Source organism: Sphingobacterium sp. CZ-2, from assembly GCF_004526235.1.
GTDB classification, from domain to species: domain Bacteria; phylum Bacteroidota; class Bacteroidia; order Sphingobacteriales; family Sphingobacteriaceae; genus Sphingobacterium; species Sphingobacterium tenebrionis.
Genome location: NZ_CP038159.1, coordinates 1,037,273 through 1,055,330, shown reverse-complemented (window position 1 = coordinate 1,055,330; position 18,058 = coordinate 1,037,273). Strand labels below are relative to the sequence as shown.

Here is an 18,058-nt window from a genome sequence, read left to right as displayed (position 1 = left end):
GCATTGCCATTTTCATTTGATAATTTAGGGAAGATTGCTTTGTCGTGCCTCCTCGCAATGACGGATAGGTGTTTCAAGATTGCTTTGTCGTGCCTCCTCGCAATGGCGCATAATACCAGCGGGACGCCATAGGTCTAAATACTAAATACTCACTACTTTATACTAAAAAAGCTCGTCATCCGACGAGCTTTTTTTCCGTACCTAGGGCGGGAATCGAACCCGCACTCCTTTAACAGGAACAGGATTTTAAGTCCTGCGTGTCTACCAGTTCCACCACCTAGGCAACTGAGCGAAAGACGAGATTCGAACTCGCGACCCCAACCTTGGCAAGGTTGTGCTCTACCAACTGAGCTACTTTCGCTTGAAGTGTTGCAAATATAGAGAGAATGTTGATACTTGAAAAATTATTCTTACCAAAAAATTGCAATGTGCTTTATATCTGCGTAATAATTTTATCACGAAGCCTTAAATAACCCAAAAAAGTGGCTTTTGGCACGAATTTTCTCTATTTTCGTATCATAATAGTTTAATATGCAACTTAGACTCTTTTTCTTTTTGATTTTATGTTGTTTTCTTACCAAATCCAAAGCCGAATCCTATACAGAAGTAGTTTTCGATAATAGTTTGGTGAAAGGAAGCTATGCTAGAAGTTATGTGGATTATTCCGGACAAAGCTGGGTAGAGAATGTACATCGGAACCTCCTGGTTTCTGATTCCCTTTATTTTACACCAGGAAATGCATTGTCCTTGCGCTATATCTCTTCGGAAGCTGGCGATTGGAATGTACTGGTTCGATACAGTCGTCAGAAATTCCATTACCGGGTATCAGCGGAAGATGTTTTGAATTTGAAACTATTTGTCGGTTCTTCGGAAACCGCACAGAAGCAGTTGCCATCTATTTCCATCCAACAAGGCCCCAATCAATCTATTAGTCTACCCTTAGGCGATTATATTGAAGATTATACGAATAATGCCTGGTTGAATGTTAAGATTCCGGTTAAGGATTTTGCCGGATTAAATATTGATAAGATCATTTCAGGGGTCATTTTCAGACAGCAGCAAAGCAGCCCTGCTACCCATCAATTGTTCCTTGATCAGATTGAATTCCTACCTGCCAATTATTCAACGGCTCCCTTGACTTCCGCAGCAGTGCTTTCTAAGGTCAATCCTCACGGTAAACATGTAGAATTACAATGGCAGGTGCCATTGACACCAAGTATCAGGTATGTGAAGATTTACCGATCGCTGGATAATAAGGAGTTCACCCCCGTAGCTATTCGACCAACGTATATGTTGAGGTATCTGGATTATGTGCCTACATTGGATAAAAAATATTATTATAAAATCGCTTGGGTAGATTATAATTACCGCGAATCGCCATTCTCGGATGTAAAGGAGGTGGAACCGAAAGCACTGAACGAGAACCAGTTTTTGGATTTGGTTCAATTGGCCCATATCAATTATTTCATTGAGAACTATGATGTGAATTCCGGGATGTATACACCATTCCGATTGAAGGATAAAGCTCCTGTTTCTGTAAAAGAAACCGGTGGTGCCTTATTGAGTTTAATGGTGGGCGTAGAGAAGGGATTTCTATCGAAGTCCATGTTCCTCAACAGAACCAAGAAAATTGTTCAATTCTTAGATAAGGCACAGAATAATAAAGGTTTTTATCCGGCGTTTTTCGATGGAAGAAAAGGATTGCCGGAATACCTGGATGGACAGGCAAAATACGATGTGGTAGCTACCACATCCATTATTGAGGCTTTATTGATTGTAAGGCAGTACCTCAAGGGCGATGCCGCTGAAGAAGCCGAATTGCGGACAGCCATCACAAAATTATGGGATAGGGTAGATTGGCGAGCTGCTGCATTGAGTACAGATCCACTTATATTAAGATCTTCTTTGGATATGGTGGAAGGGAATCTTCCACATGCACCTTTAACGGGATTGGGAGTTGGTTTGAATACCTATATGCTGGCAACGGCTTCCAAGAAACATAGTCTTCCTAATCAGGCATTTTCAAATTCCTTGGCCTATTCCTATAAACGGGTAGTGCCTGCAAGTCCATTGGATAATGCCAAGGGAATTCAGGATTCTTTAAGCAAAGATAGTTTGGCTAAAACGGATATGGATTTGGAAATAGTGGACAAGCCAGTGCTGGTGGATACCTTGATCAAAGTATCAGGCCTGAAGGATACTTCAATGTATGGTCTAGATGTCCCGTTTGGGCCAATAAATTCGAGTCTCCTGGAAATGTACAGACCATTTACCAGTATTAATCCTAACCTAGCTAAAGTTGGCGCATATGATTTGAAGGATATTGTAGGGAAATATGCGCTATTGGTTAAACGTAGGGACAATGAAATAGGTGTGGGGACTACCAATTCAGATATCTGGGGTTTCTATCAGCATTTTGATGCGGTGGGTAATTACCGGATCAATCCTGCTATATCTATAGCGAGCATATTTTTGGATCCTGTTAAAGCAAAACGTTCATTAAATGCTTTGTATACACTTTATGGGGAGACCCTATTCTCGGAATATGGTTTCCGATCATGGATGGATCTGAAAAACGATGATGTTTCCGATGAATATTTGGCGTCGAACCAAGCCCATGTGGCGGTCATGTTGGAAAATGCCAGAACAGGGTTGATCTGGAAGCTATACCAAGGGATTCCAGAGATTCAATCTGCGGAGCAAAGAATATTTAAAAAATAAAATTTAACGAGGAAAACTTATATTTACGAAATTAATAATCTACAAAAAATATGAAGCGAATAAACTTTTTGTTTTTGATCATTTTAGCTAGTGTTACGCTGTTCTCTTGTAAACAACAATCCATGGTGGTAAATCCAGGAGCCGTTGTTTCCAAAGATGGTACCAACGATGGATTGAAAAATGTAAAACGTGAATTTGAAACGGCAACCGAAACCAATGAAGGGATAATGGTCTCTTTATCTTCCGATTTATTGTTCAGTACAAATTCATCTTATTTATCGGAGGCGGCTAAAAAAGAATTGAGCAAATTGGTGAAGGTGTTGAAAACGGATCAGGCAAAAGCTAAGATCCGTGTGGATGGACATACAGATGCCACCGGAGAAGCAAATTATAACCTTTGGTTATCGGATAAAAGAGCAGCTTCTGTAAAAGCATTTTTAGTAGATGCCGGAATTGCAGAGTCTAGAATAGCAACAAGAGGTTTAGGGCTGACCAAACCAATTGCAGATAATAAGACGCCCGATGGCCGTCAGAAAAACAGACGGGTAGAGGTGGTGATTTTAAAATAAGAAATTTCACTTAAGAAAAAAGAGCTCAATTGGTTATCAATTGAGCTCTTTCTTTAATGGATAATCTGGTCGCAATCTGAAATAATAGATTAAAACAATAAAGGTTGTCTATCTTGAATTCTTCTGACAGATTTGGCTCCAATCTTAAGGAATTATTAAGTATTTTTGTTAGTTCAGAGGGAAAACTATGTATATAATTTTTGATACGGAGACGACGGGATTGCCGAAGCGTTGGGATGCACCAATTACAGATACAGATAATTGGCCGCGTTGTATTCAGATTGCTTGGCAATTGCACGATGAAATGGGTAGGTTGGTAGAGCATCAAGATTATCTGATTAAACCGGATGGCTTTAATATCCCTTATGATTCGGAGAAAATTCACGGTATCTCTACGGAATTGGCAACGCAAGAAGGGGTTCCTTTACAGGAAGTCTTATCCAAATTCAATGAAGCCCTTTCAAAAGCAAAATTTATAGTAGGTCAGAACATCGGATTTGACCTGAACATCATGGGCGCTGAGTTTTATAGGTACCAAGTGGATAGTCCCATGGGGAAGATGCAGATCTTGGATACCTGTACAGAAGTGACTGCCGATCTATTGAAATTACCAGGTGGACGTGGTGGTAAGTTCAAATTACCTACACTTACCGAACTACACAGTTATTTATTTGGTGTTCCTTTTGCGGAGGCACACAATGCAACCGCCGACGTGGAAGCAACAACCCGTTGTTTCTTTGAGTTGGTGCGTCGCGAGGTTTATACACCAGCAGATCTTCAAGTTGATACCGGATATTTTGTAGAGTTCAAAAGAGAACATCCTGCTGTTGTTGAATCAGTAGGATTAAAGCATATCAATCTAAAAGCAGCATCGGACGATATCCGTGCTCGCGAAAAGTCGGGTATTGCTTCAGTTACCATCGATCCGGAAACATTAAAACGATTCCAAGAGGCAAGTTTTGCCCATTTACATAACCATACCCAATTTTCTGTCCTGCAATCTACCATCTCCATTGACGGTTTGGTGCAGGCGGCTGCAAAGCAAAAAATGCCAGCTGTAGCCATGACCGATCATGGGAATATGATGGGAGCCTTTCACTTTGTAAGTAAGGTGTTGGGCTATAATAAAGACCTGGAAGCAAAAAGGGAGGAAGCCTTGGCAAAGGGCGAGGATTTTACCGATCAAGCGATCAAACCGATCGTGGGTTGTGAGTTCTATATCTGTGATGATCGGAAAGATAAATCCCGCAAGGATAACGGTTACCAGGTAGTTTTTCTGGCCAAAAATAAAGAAGGCTATCATAATATGGCCAAAATGGCATCTATTGCCTATACTGAGGGTTTCTATTATGTGCCTCGGATTGATAAATCTGTTGTGGAACGATACAAAGAACATCTGATCGTTTTAACCGGTAACCTGAATGGTGAGGTACCTAGTAAGGTTTTGAATATTGGTGAAAGCCAGGCTGAAGAAGCCTTGATCTGGTGGAAGGAATTATTTGGCGAGGATCTGTATATAGAGATCATGCGCCATGGTCAGGAAGATGAGAACCGTGTGAATGCTACATTGATCGAACTGGCTAAAAAGCACCAGGTTAAAATGGTTGCTACCAACAATACCTATTATGTCAATAAAACGGATGCGCATGCCCATGATATCCTTTTATGTGTAAAGGATGGGGAGAAACTATCTACGCCTAAAGGTAGGGGTAGAGGTTTCCGATTCGGCATGCCGAACCAAGAATATTATTTCAAATCGGCGGAGGAAATGAAAAAGTCCTTTACCGATCTGCCCGATGCCATCATCAATATCCAGGAGATTTTGGATAAGATCGAAACGTATTCACTTAATCGGGATGTACTATTACCGAAGTTTGAGATTCCAGAGGAATTTCAACATGCAGAAGATGATGTGGATGGCGGAAAAAGAGGGGAAAATGCATTCCTTGCCCATTTAACCTATAAAGGGGCAGAAAAGCGATATGAGGAAATTACGGATGATATCCGCGAGCGTTTGGATTTTGAATTGGCGACCATCGAGAAAACCGGATATCCAGGTTATTTCTTGATCGTACAGGATTTCATTGCTGCGGCTCGAGATATGGGCGTTTCTGTGGGGCCAGGTCGTGGATCGGCAGCGGGTTCTGCCGTTGCTTATTGTTTGGGAATTACGAATATCGACCCCATCAAATATGATCTACTATTTGAGCGTTTCTTGAATCCTGACCGGGTATCCATGCCGGATATTGATATCGACTTTGATGATGAGGGGCGTGGTCGAGTAATGCAGTATGTGATCGATAAGTACGGCGCTTCGCAAGTGGCCCAGATCATTACTTATGGTACCATGGCGGCGAAATCATCCATCAAGGATACAGCAAGGGTGTTGGATCTGCCTTTGGCAGATGCTAATGAGATTGCCAAATTGATCCCCAACCTCAAACTGAGCAAGATTTTCAATATGGAGGATAAAGCCTTAAAGGAGGCTTTACGTTCGGAAGAATTGGAAGCAGTCAATAAGTTGAAGAATTTGGCTGATGGAGCTGGTCTTGAGGCGGAAACCATCAAACAAGCGCGTGTTTTGGAAGGATCCATGCGCAATACAGGGATCCATGCCTGTGGAGTTATTATTACGCCAGATGATATTACGAATTTTGTTCCGGTATCCTTGGCGAAGGACTCCGATCTGTATGTTACCCAATTTGATAACTCGGTGGTGGAAAGCGCCGGCTTATTGAAGATGGACTTTTTGGGGTTGAAAACCCTGACCTTGATTAAAGATACGGTCACCAACGTTAAATTACGCCACGATATTGAGCTGGATCCGGATCATTTCCCGATTGACGACGAAAAGACTTATGAGCTTTTCCAACGTGGAGAAACCATCGGTATCTTCCAGTATGAGTCTCCGGGGATGCAGAAATACATGAAGGAGCTGAAACCTACAGTATTTGCGGATTTGATTGCCATGAACGCACTGTACCGTCCGGGACCGATGGAATACATTCCTTCCTTCGTTAAAAGGAAGCATGGAATTGAACCAATTGCCTATGACCTGGATGCATGTGAGGAATACCTGAGCGAAACGTATGGGATTACGGTTTACCAGGAGCAGGTAATGCTTCTTTCGCAGAAGTTGGCAGGATTCTCTAAAGGTGATGCCGACGTTTTGCGTAAGGCGATGGGTAAGAAACAAAAGGCGGTATTGGATAAAATGAAGCCTAAGTTTGTGTCGCAGGCGGAAGCCAATGGGCACAATGCAAAGGTATTGGAGAAAATCTGGACCGACTGGGAAGCTTTTGCGAGTTATGCCTTCAACAAGTCGCACTCGACCTGTTATGCATGGATTGCCTATCAGACCGCTTATTTAAAAGCACATTATCCGGCAGAATATATGGCTGCAGTGCTTTCAAACAACATGAACGACATCAAGCAAGTCACTTTCTTCATGGAAGAATGTAGAAGGATGGGATTAGTGGTATTGGGGCCTGATGTAAATGAATCGCATTATAAATTTACGGTAAACGAGGAGGGAGCTATTCGATTCGGAATGGGTGCTGTGAAAGGGGTTGGTGCAGGAGCAGTGGAGACCATCGTGGAGAGTAGAAGTTCTGGACCTTATAAATCACTGTTTGATCTAGCGAAAAGGGTAGATCTGCGGATGATCAATAAAAAGGCCTTTGAGAGTTTGGCATATGCAGGTGGATTTGATTCCTTTAAAGATACCCACCGGGCGCAATACTTTAGTTCGGATACAGATAACAGTACCGGAATTGAGAAAGCGATCAAATTTGCACATAAATTCAAGGAGAATGAAAATTCTGCGCAGGCCAGTCTTTTTGGGTCTGGCGGATCGGTGGAATTACCAGAACCTACTTTTTCTCCGGCTACTGCTTGGGGCTTGATCGAGAAGTTGAAATATGAAAAGGATGTGATCGGGATCTACCTGACCAGCCATCCATTGGATAACTATAAATTTGAGATCAAGCATTTCTGTGCGAATAAGGTAAGTGAATTGCAGATGATCAATAAGATGAAAGCTTCGGAGGTGGAGCCGGAGGTAGCTTTGGAATTCAATCGGATCAAGAACAAGGAAGTGGTTGTTGGTGGGATTATCCAATCGGCGAATCATCGTGTGGCGAAATCTGGAAAACCTTTCGGATCTTTTGTTATTGAGGATTATTCGGATTCGTATGAGATCATGGTCTTTGGTGAAGATTATGTGAAATTCAAGGGATATCTACAGGAAGGATATTTTGTGCAGATCCGGGGACTGGTGCAGGAAAGATTTAAGCAGGTAGGAAACTGGGGATTTGAATTGAAGAACATCCAATTGCTTTCGGATCTTCGGGAAAAGATGGCGAAAACTTTTACCATTCAATTTCCATTGCATAAACTGGATTCGGAATTTATTGCAGAATTAGAGCGTTTGATCAATTGTTGCCATATTGAAGGGCAGGAGGCGAATTGTCAATTGAAGTTCAAAATCATGGATATGCAGGATGAACTGACGATTGAGATGCCGGTGAAAAAGCGTAAGATTTTTATTACGAATGAGTTTTTGGATGGTTTAGAGGAGTTGGAAGGGGTGAATTATAGATTAAATTGATAAGCTATAGAAATTTTATTAAGTGGAAACCTATAGCATAAGGTTGGGAATGATTATATTTGTATAAATACTATTGATAAATCAAATAAGCATAAAAGTATGGCATTAGAAATTACAGACAGCAACTTTGATGAAGTTGTATTAAAATCAGATAAACCAGTTTTAATTGATTTTTGGGCAGAATGGTGTGGTCCATGTCGTATGGTAGGTCCATTGGTTGACGAAATTGCTACAGAATACGAAGGTAAAGCAGTAGTTGGAAAAGTTAACGTGGATAACAACCCAGATATTTCTGTTCGTTACGGTATCCGTAATATCCCAGCGTTATTATATTTTAAAAACGGTGAGATTGTTGACAAACAAGTTGGAGCAGTTCCAAAATCTGTTCTTGCTGAGAAATTAGATAAACAATTGTAATCTTGTAAAGAATATAAGATTTATAAAAAGCTCAATTCGTAGGAATTGAGCTTTTTTTTGTTGGGAAGAGGTATGGGGGGCATTGGAGGTAGGTGTGTGGGGTGTAGGAGGTAGGTATGCGGCGTTGGAGGTAGGTGGGAGCGTTGGAGGTTCTTGGGGGCGCGTCATTGCGAGGAACGAAGCAATCTTTACCCATGTCATGCTGAGCGAAGTCGAAGCATCTACATTTGGTACCCGTATAGATCCTTCGACGCTGCTCAGGATGACACTTAAAGGTTGCTCAGGATGACACTTAAAGGCTGCTCAGGATGACACGAGGAGAAAGATTGCTTCGTCGTGCCTCCTCGCAATGACGCAGGTGGCGCAATGACGGGGAAACTTCCGTACGTTGACGTGGAAACCTCCTCGCAATGACGCGTAAGTTCTCCTCGCATTGACGGACAAACCTATCTAAACTTCAAATTATACTGTACCCCCAAAGTAACCCATCTACCCAATAACGGCACAGCTTCAATTTCCAGATACTCCTCATCAAAAATATTCTGAACATCACCATACACCCTAAAATTATTTCTTTGATACCCAACCCTAAAATCAGAAACAAAATAAGGCGTTCCAGAAATTCGTTCCAAATACCTATTTGCTGTAGTAAACGACCATTCCTTAACCTCATAACTCAACGTTCCAACTAACTGATGTTTCAAACTTTTAATCCCGTATTTTAATATCTTATTCTCAGTCTTATTAATAATAGAAGGATCTAAATAATTATAATCCACCTGAAATCTCAAGGATTGATCAACTCCCAAAGGCTGTAACAAATTAAAATTTACCAAAACCCCATGCACCTGGTTTTTCCCTAAATTCATGGCCTGATAAGGTACAGCGGTACTTTCTCTCGTCCAATCAATAAAATTATCAATATCCCGATAAAAATAACCCGCTTTGGCAGCAATCCTATCCTTATTAAATTTCAGCGTCAGATCATGTTGCCATGCATTTTCAGAAACCAGTTCAGGATTTCCAATATTCGCTGGCCTTTGGTTAAGATAAAGATCCGTAAAGGTAGGAATCCGTTGGCTCGACCCTGTACTTGCCGCAATCTGCCAATAATTACCGATCAAATAACTCACATCAATCCCTGGAAAAACCTGCCAATCATAATCTGAATTATAATTAACATAAGCCCCCAAATTGATCAAGAAATTCTTAATCTGACTTGTCCTAAATTCCGTATATGCCCCAAAATTCACACGTTCATGCTTCCCGATATTCGAACTGCTGATTTTCTCCTGGCGGGTTTCCAAACCTAGGCCAAGATCACCATACGCACTTTTATAACTTGCGTTCAACTCCCCTGAAAGGGTATGGGTATAATGTTTAGACCGACCTTTGCTCAAGTCGTTTCGGTAATAACGATAATCATCTTCATTATAGCGATGGCTAAACCTAGGACTGATAAACCACTTATTTCCAAGTTGATGCGTAGAAGCCAAACTATAATGAACGGTTTCCACATGTTCCTCCGATTCCTTATCACCTGGCGCTGCATAATAGCCATTGGCACCAAATTCATTATTAATATATCCAGCCATCATTTGAAGGGCATTTCGATCATTGAACTGGAATTGATTCTGATAGTAGATTTTTTCATTATCAGAAGCCGTATTATATCGTTGTCCATTTGAATTTTCCTTGGTCAGGTAAAGCTGATGTTGTTGCTTTTCGGTAGAAATTGTTCCACCTAGCTGAATACCTTTTCCCCAATATATCCCTTTCTTTCCTTCCTCTTCACGGTTTTCAAAGGAAGATCCCGCATAGGTATGGGCAAAGATGCTATGGCTATCCGCCTTTTTCGTAACGATATTAATTGCTCCTGTCAGTCCGTTAATTCCGAATATTCGAGAGGCAGGACCACGAAGGATCTCGATACGTTCGATAGCTTCCAATGGAACCGGAATATTCAACATATGGTGACCAGTTTGTGGATCGGAGAACTTGATTCCATTTACCAATAAAATGGTCTGATCAAAACTACCACCATCGATCCCAGCATCAGCCTGGGTGCCGAAGGGGCCACGCTGCCTGATATCCACTCCAGCTGCATAACGAAGAACTTCGTTGATGCTGGTGCTGGGCAAGGATTGAATCTCTTTCTGACTAATGATCTGTATGTTTCGGCTCGATTGACTGACCGGTATCTGAAGTCTATTCCCTTGAATATGAACTTCCTGTAATTGGGTGCTGTCCGTTTGGGATTGCTGCGCTAATAATAGGGTTGGTACTGAACTTAAGATTAGTAATAGCTTGGAGGCGTATTTCATATAAAATAAATTTGCCAAAGGTATCGAAATATTTTTAATTGAAGCTTTCTGTTTTGTCTTTCTTCGTTTGAATAGGTAGGTCAGGTTGGCCTGCATCAATCCAAGCACTCCACCATAACGAACCTACTGCATGGATGGATTTCTGCATCCTCCGTTCCACCATACCTTCCAATAATTCATGGTATAAATCTAAATAGGCATTGGAATAAGTGTGAAGAATACTGTTGCCTCTTGCTTGAAAGGATTTGTGATGGAGATCAGGTAGTCTATCTGCCGTGGTTTTTTCCAACAGCAACACAGAGTCCAAACGAGCATGGCTTTCCTTAATGGTTTGCCATGCAAAAGATGGAACATGATCTATATAACTTGCCGTACCTACCATAAGGTTATAGTTTTCAAAAAAACGCTCTGGAAGCCGCGATTCCCAAAGGGCATGAATACCTAATTGATTACTGAACTGTCCATTATAATTGCTGCTGGTATGCAAGGGAACATGTGCATCGGCGATGTAATGCCCAAGATCTGCAGCATGTTTAATAATGTTTTTGGTGTTTTTTTCTTGAAATGCATAGACCAGGTTCTGATAGGAGATTTCGATCTGCCAAGGGATCATGCCATGTTGGAGGAAATTAAAACGATCCTGTCTAGCCTTTAATTTATACCAGGGAACCATCAAGGTATCCAAGGATTGGTCTAAAGAATCTTCATTGTTGTCTAAAGAATCCATATTAAGGTCAAATGAAACATCATTAGGCTGCCATCGATCCAAATCAATAAAATGTCTTTTGCCTTCGGCAGTATCGATGTAAACCCTTTTGTCCGCATTAATGGCGGAGGAAGTTATGCGATAAATATGGCTTTTGAAAAAGGAATTTAACGGATGGGGAAGGGTATAGACTGCATTTTCATTAATTAATCTATGCGCAAAAAATCCCCACTTTGGTTTATCGGAAAATAAGTATAAAATAAAAAGGCTAATGAAAAGGGGTTTCATGTTGAATAACAAATGTTTAGGTTAAATTAAAGAAATAATTCATTGAATGTTAATATTTAAACGTTTACTTATTCATTGAATATTGTTAATTTGGGGTTCCAAAATATTTCGATGAAGATATTATATGCTGTTCAAGGAACTGGAAATGGGCACTTATGCCGAGCGATAGATATTATTCCATCCCTTCGAAAACATGCTGAAGTAGATGTACTGGTCAGCGGGATTCAAGCCGATATTATTCTGCCATTTGAAGTGAAATACCGGTACCATGGCCTGAGTTTCATATTTGGTAAAAGCGGGGGGGTAGACCTATGGCGTACGTTTATGAGTTCTACTGTCCGGAAGTTTGTGAAGGAGGTCAATTCGGTGCCCGTGGAGCAATATGATCTCGTGATCAATGATTTTGAACCGATCTCCGCTTGGGCATGTTATTTTAAGGAGAAGCCTTGTATTGGTTTGAGCCATCAGATTGGAGCTTTTGATCCGGCGAGTCCTAAACCAGAAGAAACGGATATGCTAGGCAAGTTCATCATGAAGAATTATGCTCCATCTACGCATTCCTATGGGTTCCATTTCAAAAGTTATGCGCAGCATATATTTACACCGGTTATTCGTAATTCTGTACGCGAATTGGACGCAGTAGACAATGGACATTATACGGTCTATTTACCATCGTACGACGATGCCCATCTATTAAAGCATCTATCCCGTTTTCCTGATGTGAAATGGGAGGTCTATTCCAAGCATAACAAAAAGCCATTTCAATTAAAGAATGTAACCATCAACCCCATCAACAGTGATGCTTTTGTGAAGTCCATGGCGACTGCTTCGGGGATTTTATGTGGTGCAGGATTTGAAACTCCAGCAGAAGCATTGTATCTTCAGAAAAAATTACTGGTAATTCCGATGAAAAACCAATACGAGCAACATCTGAATGCAGCCTCATTGGAAGAGATTGGCGTTCCGGTAATTAAAAGTTTGAAAAAGAAATCGGAACTGGAAATTGAATCTTGGTTGAATGCCAAATCAAAGGTAAAGGTGGATTATCCGGACTGTACCGATGCTATCGTTGAAAACATATTAAACAATCATAAATCTTAATTTATCAATCATAAATCATAATTTACACAATCATACCTAATGAAAGCATTTTTAATCAGTATATTTTTATTGGCGGGGATCAGTCTATCCCAAGCGCAGACCTTAAAAACGGCCAACGATTCCTTAGCTTATGCCTTAGGGCAGGATTTGGCGGGATATCTGAAGAGGATGGATCTTCCCGTGAATTCGCAGATTTTGACCAACGCATTTAAAGATGTGTTGGATGGCAAGAAAATGCTATTCGATGATACGCAAAAAGAAGAGGTCATCCAGAAAGGTATGCAACGTGTTTCTGAAGAAAAACAGGCAAAACTAAAAAAAGCAGGTGCTGATTTTTTGTTGCAGAATAAGAAAGTGGCAGGGGTTAAGGAAACAGCAGATGGTATACAATACCAAGTGATCACCGAAGGAAAGGGATTACAGCCGACATTAACCGATACGGTTGTGATTCATTATAAAGGATCTTTAATTGATGGAACCTCTTTTGATAGTTCCTATGATAGGGGCGAACCGATCACTATCCAATTGGAAGATATGATTGAAGGCTGGAAAAGAGGCGTTCCATTAATGAAAGCCGGATCGAAGTATAAGTTTTTTATCCCTTACCAATTCGGGTATGGCGAAAGAGCTTCTGGTCCGATTCCTGCCTATAGTACCTTAATTTTTGAAGTAGAATTGTTGGAAGTGAGAAAGGAGCCATTGAATGAAGTTAAACAAGCTTTATAAGGGAAATCTTCAGGTTTCTGAAATCGGATTGGGAGCAATGTCCTTTATGCAGGGGCATGAATCGACCAATGATCGGATTTTAGAACGAGCCTCGAGCTACGGGATCAATTACCTGGATACTTCGGACCTCTATGATAAAGGAAAGAATGAGGAACTGATCGGAAGGTTGTTGCAGGGAAAACGTCAGGATTGGGTATTGGCCTCTAAAGTTGGTAACAAATGGCGATCGGATGGTTCTGGGTGGGATTGGGTTCCTTCTAAGAAGCATATTCTCTCGGCGGTGGAGGAAAGCCTTGGCCGCTTGAAAACGGATTACCTTGATCTTTATCAACTGCATGGTGGAACTTTGGATGATCCATTTGATGAGATTATAGAGGCTTTTGAGCTGTTGAAGGAGCAAGGAAAAATAAAGGAATATGGGATTTCCTCCATTCGGCCAAACGTCTTTCTGAAATATGCGGAGAAGAGCCAGATTGTTTCCAACATGATGCAATACAGTCTGTTGGATAGGAGGCCAGAGGAATTTTTCTCGAAGCTCAAGGAAGAAGGGATTGCTGTTTTTGCTAGAGGGACGGTAGCTCAGGGATTGATGTTGAACAAACCTGCGCAGAAATACCTCAGTATTCCGGTGCATCAGGTATTGAAGATTCAGAAGGCGGTGGAGGAAACGGCAAAGGAATTGAATGTATCTGCGATGGCGCTGGCGTTGAAATATCCACTATTACATCAACCGGTTCTTTGTTCGGTGGTGGGAATTCGTACGAAAGCCCAAGCTCAGGAGCTGGGAAAAGCCATGGAGGAAATGGAGAAGCTAAGTCTACCGGATTATGACCAGATTATGGCCTTGCTTCCGGAAATCAAATATGCGGAGCATAGAAGATAGGGGAAGGTATTCTAAGCTGTTAATCCAGCTATTCGGATCATTTAAAACCTGTTAACTAAAATATTTTTTAAGGATAATTTGAAGATCCTCAGGGGTATCAATAGATTCATTTAAATGGCTAGAAATAGCCGTTTTTATTTTGTACCCATTTTCGATCCATCTCAGTTGTTCTAAGGATTCTGCTGATTCTAGGGAGGATAGGGGTAGTGCTGTTAAATCTTGTAGAATGTCGCTGCGATAGCCGTAGATACCGATATGGTTGTAATAATCCATCTGGTTCAACCAATCTTTCATTTCTTTTCCCCGGAAATAGGGAATGGGTTGACGGGAAAAATAGATAGCTTCCAGTTGCTTGTTGATAACCACCTTTGGTTTATTGAAGTTTTGGAGGTCTTCGAGCTGTTCGATTTTTCTTATTAATGTAGCAATCTGGGTGTCTTCCTGTTGGAAGCAGGATACGAGAAGGTCGATCTGGTTGGGATCTATGAAAGGTTCATCGCCTTGGATGTTAATGGCAACATCGAAACCAGCTGTTTTTTTTATGATTTCAGCGCATCGATCAGTTCCTGATTGATGGGTGTTGCTGGTCATCATGACATTTCCTGCAAAGCTTTGTACGTGGTCGAAGATTCGTTGGTCGTCGGTCGCGACGATGACTTCGTGTAAGGAGGAAGCGTTTTTAGCTTGGTTGTAGACACGTTGGATCATGGTCAATCCGGCAATGTCTATTAAAGGCTTGCCAGGGAAGCGGGTTGATTCGTAACGTGCTGGGATGATACCTATTACTTTCATGATTTTTTTGTTTTTACGTCATTGCGAGGAACGAAGCAATCTTATCGTCATTGCTAGGAACGAAGCAATCTTTAGTCTTGTCATGCTGAGCGAAGTCGAAGCATCTACAATTGGTACCCGTACAGATCCTTCGACGCTGCTCAGGATGATAAAGACGCTGCTCAGGATGACACTAAAAGAAAGATTGCTTCGTCGTGCCTCCTCGCAATGACGTGCTTTCGCAATGACGTGTTTTTACAATGACGGATTTTCCTTACACTATCAAGCCTAAAACAAGCCAAATAACTCCGTTTCAATCTTTTGAATAATAATTCCTAAATCCTCAGAATTATTCGCGAAATCCAAATTATCCTTATCCAAGATCAACAATTTCCCATCCTTATAATTCCCGATCCATTTTTCATACTTCTCGTTCAATTTGGAAAGGTAATCCAATCTTATCCCCGATTCATAATCTCTACCACGTTTCTGAATATTATTCACCAATGTAGGCACTGATGCCTTCAAATAAATCAATAAATCCGGTGGTTTGATATAATGGATGATACTTTGGAAGATATCGCTATAATTCTCAAAATCCCGTTCACTCATCAATCCCATATCGTACAAGTTCTCTGCAAAGATGTAAGCATCTTCATAGATCGTACGGTCTTGGATCATATTGATCCCGCGGTTCTGCAGATCAACAATATGACGGAAACGGCTGTTCAGAAAAAATATCTGTAGGTTAAAGGCCCAACGTTTCATATCGCTGTAGAAATCCTCCAGATATGGGTTGTTATCTACGGCTTCAAATTGGGGTTCAAAGTTGAGGTGTTTGGCAAGACGCTCGGTTAAAGTCGTCTTTCCAGCACCAATATTTCCAACAATGGCTATATGCATATCTGATTAATATAGTTTTTTAAGACCAATGATTTCTCTTACCTCTTTCAATGTTTTTTGCGCACTAGCCTGTGCCTTATCTGCACCCAGTTTAAGTACTTTCGCAATATAGGCATCATCCTTATCGATTTCTTCGATACGTGTTCTCACCTCATTGGTTGCCAATACCATATCCTCTGCCAATTGTTTTTTGAAATCACCATATCTGATTTCGCAATTGTTGTACAGGCCATCAAAATGGGCCAAGGTATCCGGTGTAGAGACCACTTTCATTAAATCGAATAGATTCTGAACCGCTTCTGGTTTTTCCTGGTTCAAACCGGTAGGTCCAGCATCCGTCACTGCACGCATGATCTTTTTACGGATCGACTCTGCAGGATCGGAAAGGTAGATACAATCGGCATCACCATTGGATTTCCCCATTTTTCCCTGACCACTCAATCCAGGGATCTTGATCAGTTTGTCGGAATAGGTAAAGGCGAAGGACTCTTGGAAATAATCCACATTATACAACCGGTTGAAACGGTTACCGAAGGTACGTGTCATCTCCAGATGCTGTTCCTGATCTTTACCAACCGGTACTTTGGTCGCATGGTGGATCAAAATATCACAAGCCATCAAAACAGGATAAGTCAATAGACCTGCATTGACATTATTTGGGTTTGCTCTTACCTTGTCCTTGAAAGCGGTAGAACGCTCCAGTTCGCCCAGGTAAGCGTTCATGTTCATGTATAAATATAATTCAGCTACCTCAGGCACATCAGATTGTACATAGATGGTGGATTTTTCAGGATCCAATCCGGCAGCTAAATATTCAACAACCACTTGGCGCACAGTACTGGTTAGGTCCTGTGGGGTAGGGTGTGTAGTTAACGAGTGAAGGTCGGCTATAAAAAAGAAGCAATTGTATTCGTTCTGCATTTTAACGAAATTGCGCAATGCTCCATAATAGTTTCCTAGGTGTAATTTTCCGGTACTTCTAATACCACTAACAACGGTTTCCATATGTTGCAAAGATATGCAAATATTGGAAATAAATCACCCTAATATAACTGTGGATGCTCCAATAGGTCGGTCACATAGCCAAGCACTTCTGCTTCGTTGTTTCCGTCCTCCAACATGGAGAAAGTGAGGTAGGCCGCGTAGATTTCTGATGAGAAGAGCACATGTTTGTCGGAAACAATCGCATCGACCACGCCTTCACGGACTTCAATGCCCAAATGCTCAATTTCATTGTGTAAATTAATAGCTATACTATCGTGATCTTCCCCAGATGCAAAGCCAACAATGATATGCAATATCAATTTATCGAATAATTCCGGAGCCATATCCTTGAACTTATTGGCATAGAGTTCAGCATCAAAACGACTTTTTGCACTACAGACAATCTTGTCCCAAATAAGGTATTCAGTTTTAGTTTGCATAGTAGAAAGTTTATAATTGTTATATGTAAATATAACGTTAATTCTTTAATATCCTATATATAATCAGGCATAATTCAGGCTTTTAGGCAAACTTTTAAGGCTTTTTGGGGGTTATTAAGAAAAGTGTATATTTAAATTATCGATCATGGAAAATTCGAAAAACAACAAAAAGAATCTAGAAGAAAACCTGGAAAACGAAGCGGAAAACCTAGAACAAGGTCAGGAAATCTTGGATGAGGGCACAGAAGAAATCGATGAGCAGGGACCTACCGATCCGCAGGATCTGGCCTATAATGAAGAAGAAGATAGTTTTGAATTGGATGTGAATGATGAAGATCCAGATTGGGATCATCCAATGGATTACGATACGATCAGTGAAGGTGCTCAGGATGATGATTCTACCTTTGATAATTCGAACCCTTATGTTGGAGAGGAATATGCCGATCGGGAAGATTTGCAGCAAGAAGAGCTGGAGGATAATAATATGCGGATCACGGACGATCGCGCTATACGCGTTTCTAAGGAAGATGAGGCCCTATCCCGAAATCCGGAAGATTATAGGGATGACCTTGATGAAGAAGGTTATCCGAAGAACGACGAAAAATAAAATGTATAC

14 protein-coding genes and 2 tRNA genes are annotated in these 18,058 nt (G+C 41.1%); 8 read left to right on the top strand and 8 right to left on the bottom strand.

Features of this window, described 5'->3' with window-relative positions; translation table 11 throughout:
* Nucleotides 1–198: 198 nt before the first annotated feature.
* Nucleotides 199–283: transfer RNA gene (locus E3D81_RS04795), tRNA-Leu, on the bottom strand.
* 5 nt (nt 284–288) lie between these two features.
* Nucleotides 289–361, bottom strand: a tRNA-Gly gene (locus tag E3D81_RS04790).
* A 170-nt stretch (nt 362–531) separates the two neighbouring features.
* Between E3D81_RS04790 and E3D81_RS04785 the strand changes: the two genes are divergently transcribed.
* From E3D81_RS04785 to trxA, 4 genes are all read left to right on the top strand, one after another.
* Nucleotides 532–2,721, top strand: a complete 2,190-nt coding sequence (locus E3D81_RS04785) for a glucoamylase family protein (RefSeq protein WP_134776618.1) — start codon at nt 532–534, stop codon at nt 2,719–2,721.
* Nucleotides 2,722–2,771: 50 nt separating this feature from the next.
* Nucleotides 2,772–3,290 carry an OmpA family protein gene (locus tag E3D81_RS04780; protein ID WP_134776617.1) on the top strand — a complete coding sequence of 173 codons (519 nt, stop codon included), beginning with the start codon at nt 2,772–2,774 and terminating at the stop codon, nt 3,288–3,290.
* A gap of 187 nt (nt 3,291–3,477) precedes the next feature.
* Nucleotides 3,478–7,899, top strand: coding sequence for a DNA polymerase III subunit alpha (dnaE, locus tag E3D81_RS04775; RefSeq protein ID WP_134776616.1), 4,422 nt, complete (start codon nt 3,478–3,480; stop codon nt 7,897–7,899).
* A 99-nt stretch (nt 7,900–7,998) separates the two neighbouring features.
* Nucleotides 7,999–8,316, top strand: a complete 318-nt coding sequence (gene trxA / locus E3D81_RS04770; RefSeq protein WP_099367430.1) for a thioredoxin — start codon at nt 7,999–8,001, stop codon at nt 8,314–8,316.
* 446 nt (nt 8,317–8,762) lie between these two features.
* On the opposite strand, the gene E3D81_RS04765 is transcribed toward trxA, so the two are convergent.
* Both E3D81_RS04765 and E3D81_RS04760 read right to left on the bottom strand, forming a co-directional pair.
* Complete coding sequence (locus E3D81_RS04765) at nt 8,763–10,640, bottom strand: TonB-dependent receptor plug domain-containing protein (protein WP_134776615.1); 1,878 nt, start codon at nt 10,638–10,640, stop codon at nt 8,763–8,765.
* Nucleotides 10,641–10,674: 34 nt separating this feature from the next.
* Entirely contained in the window at nt 10,675–11,634 is a 960-nt protein-coding gene (locus tag E3D81_RS04760; RefSeq protein WP_134776614.1) for a zinc dependent phospholipase C family protein, read from the bottom strand.
* Between the two features lie 111 nt (nt 11,635–11,745).
* Between E3D81_RS04760 and E3D81_RS04755 the strand changes: the two genes are divergently transcribed.
* Genes E3D81_RS04755 through E3D81_RS04745 form a run of 3 tightly spaced genes read left to right on the top strand, consistent with a single transcriptional unit; the run spans nt 11,746 to nt 14,344 of the window.
* Entirely contained in the window at nt 11,746–12,735 is a 990-nt protein-coding gene (locus E3D81_RS04755; protein ID WP_099367432.1) for a glycosyltransferase family protein, read from the top strand.
* A gap of 39 nt (nt 12,736–12,774) precedes the next feature.
* Complete coding sequence (locus E3D81_RS04750) at nt 12,775–13,461, top strand: FKBP-type peptidyl-prolyl cis-trans isomerase (protein WP_134776613.1); 687 nt, start codon at nt 12,775–12,777, stop codon at nt 13,459–13,461.
* Nucleotides 13,439–14,344 (top strand): aldo/keto reductase, encoded by a 906-nt coding sequence (locus E3D81_RS04745; RefSeq protein ID WP_134776612.1) that lies wholly within the window; start codon nt 13,439–13,441, stop codon nt 14,342–14,344. Before E3D81_RS04750 ends, E3D81_RS04745 begins: the two co-directional genes overlap by 23 nt.
* Before the next feature lie 51 nt (nt 14,345–14,395).
* Here the strand turns inward: E3D81_RS04745 and kdsB are convergent, their stop codons facing one another.
* From kdsB to E3D81_RS04725, 4 genes are all read right to left on the bottom strand, one after another.
* Complete coding sequence (gene kdsB / locus E3D81_RS04740; protein ID WP_134776611.1) at nt 14,396–15,136, bottom strand: 3-deoxy-manno-octulosonate cytidylyltransferase; 741 nt, start codon at nt 15,134–15,136, stop codon at nt 14,396–14,398.
* Between the two features lie 267 nt (nt 15,137–15,403).
* On the bottom strand, nt 15,404–16,018 hold the full coding sequence (locus tag E3D81_RS04735) for a deoxynucleoside kinase (RefSeq protein ID WP_099367435.1): 615 nt from the start codon (nt 16,016–16,018) through the stop codon (nt 15,404–15,406).
* A gap of 6 nt (nt 16,019–16,024) precedes the next feature.
* The gene (trpS, locus tag E3D81_RS04730) at nt 16,025–17,023 is read right to left on the bottom strand and encodes a tryptophan--tRNA ligase (protein ID WP_134776610.1); all 999 of its coding nucleotides are present in this window, start codon (nt 17,021–17,023) and stop codon (nt 16,025–16,027) included.
* A gap of 38 nt (nt 17,024–17,061) precedes the next feature.
* Nucleotides 17,062–17,442 carry a hypothetical protein gene (locus E3D81_RS04725; protein WP_099367437.1) on the bottom strand — a complete coding sequence of 127 codons (381 nt, stop codon included), beginning with the start codon at nt 17,440–17,442 and terminating at the stop codon, nt 17,062–17,064.
* Nucleotides 17,443–17,587: 145 nt separating this feature from the next.
* Between E3D81_RS04725 and E3D81_RS04720 the strand changes: the two genes are divergently transcribed.
* Nucleotides 17,588–18,049 carry a hypothetical protein gene (locus E3D81_RS04720; RefSeq protein ID WP_245153284.1) on the top strand — a complete coding sequence of 154 codons (462 nt, stop codon included), beginning with the start codon at nt 17,588–17,590 and terminating at the stop codon, nt 18,047–18,049.
* Nucleotides 18,050–18,058: the final 9 nt, after the last annotated feature.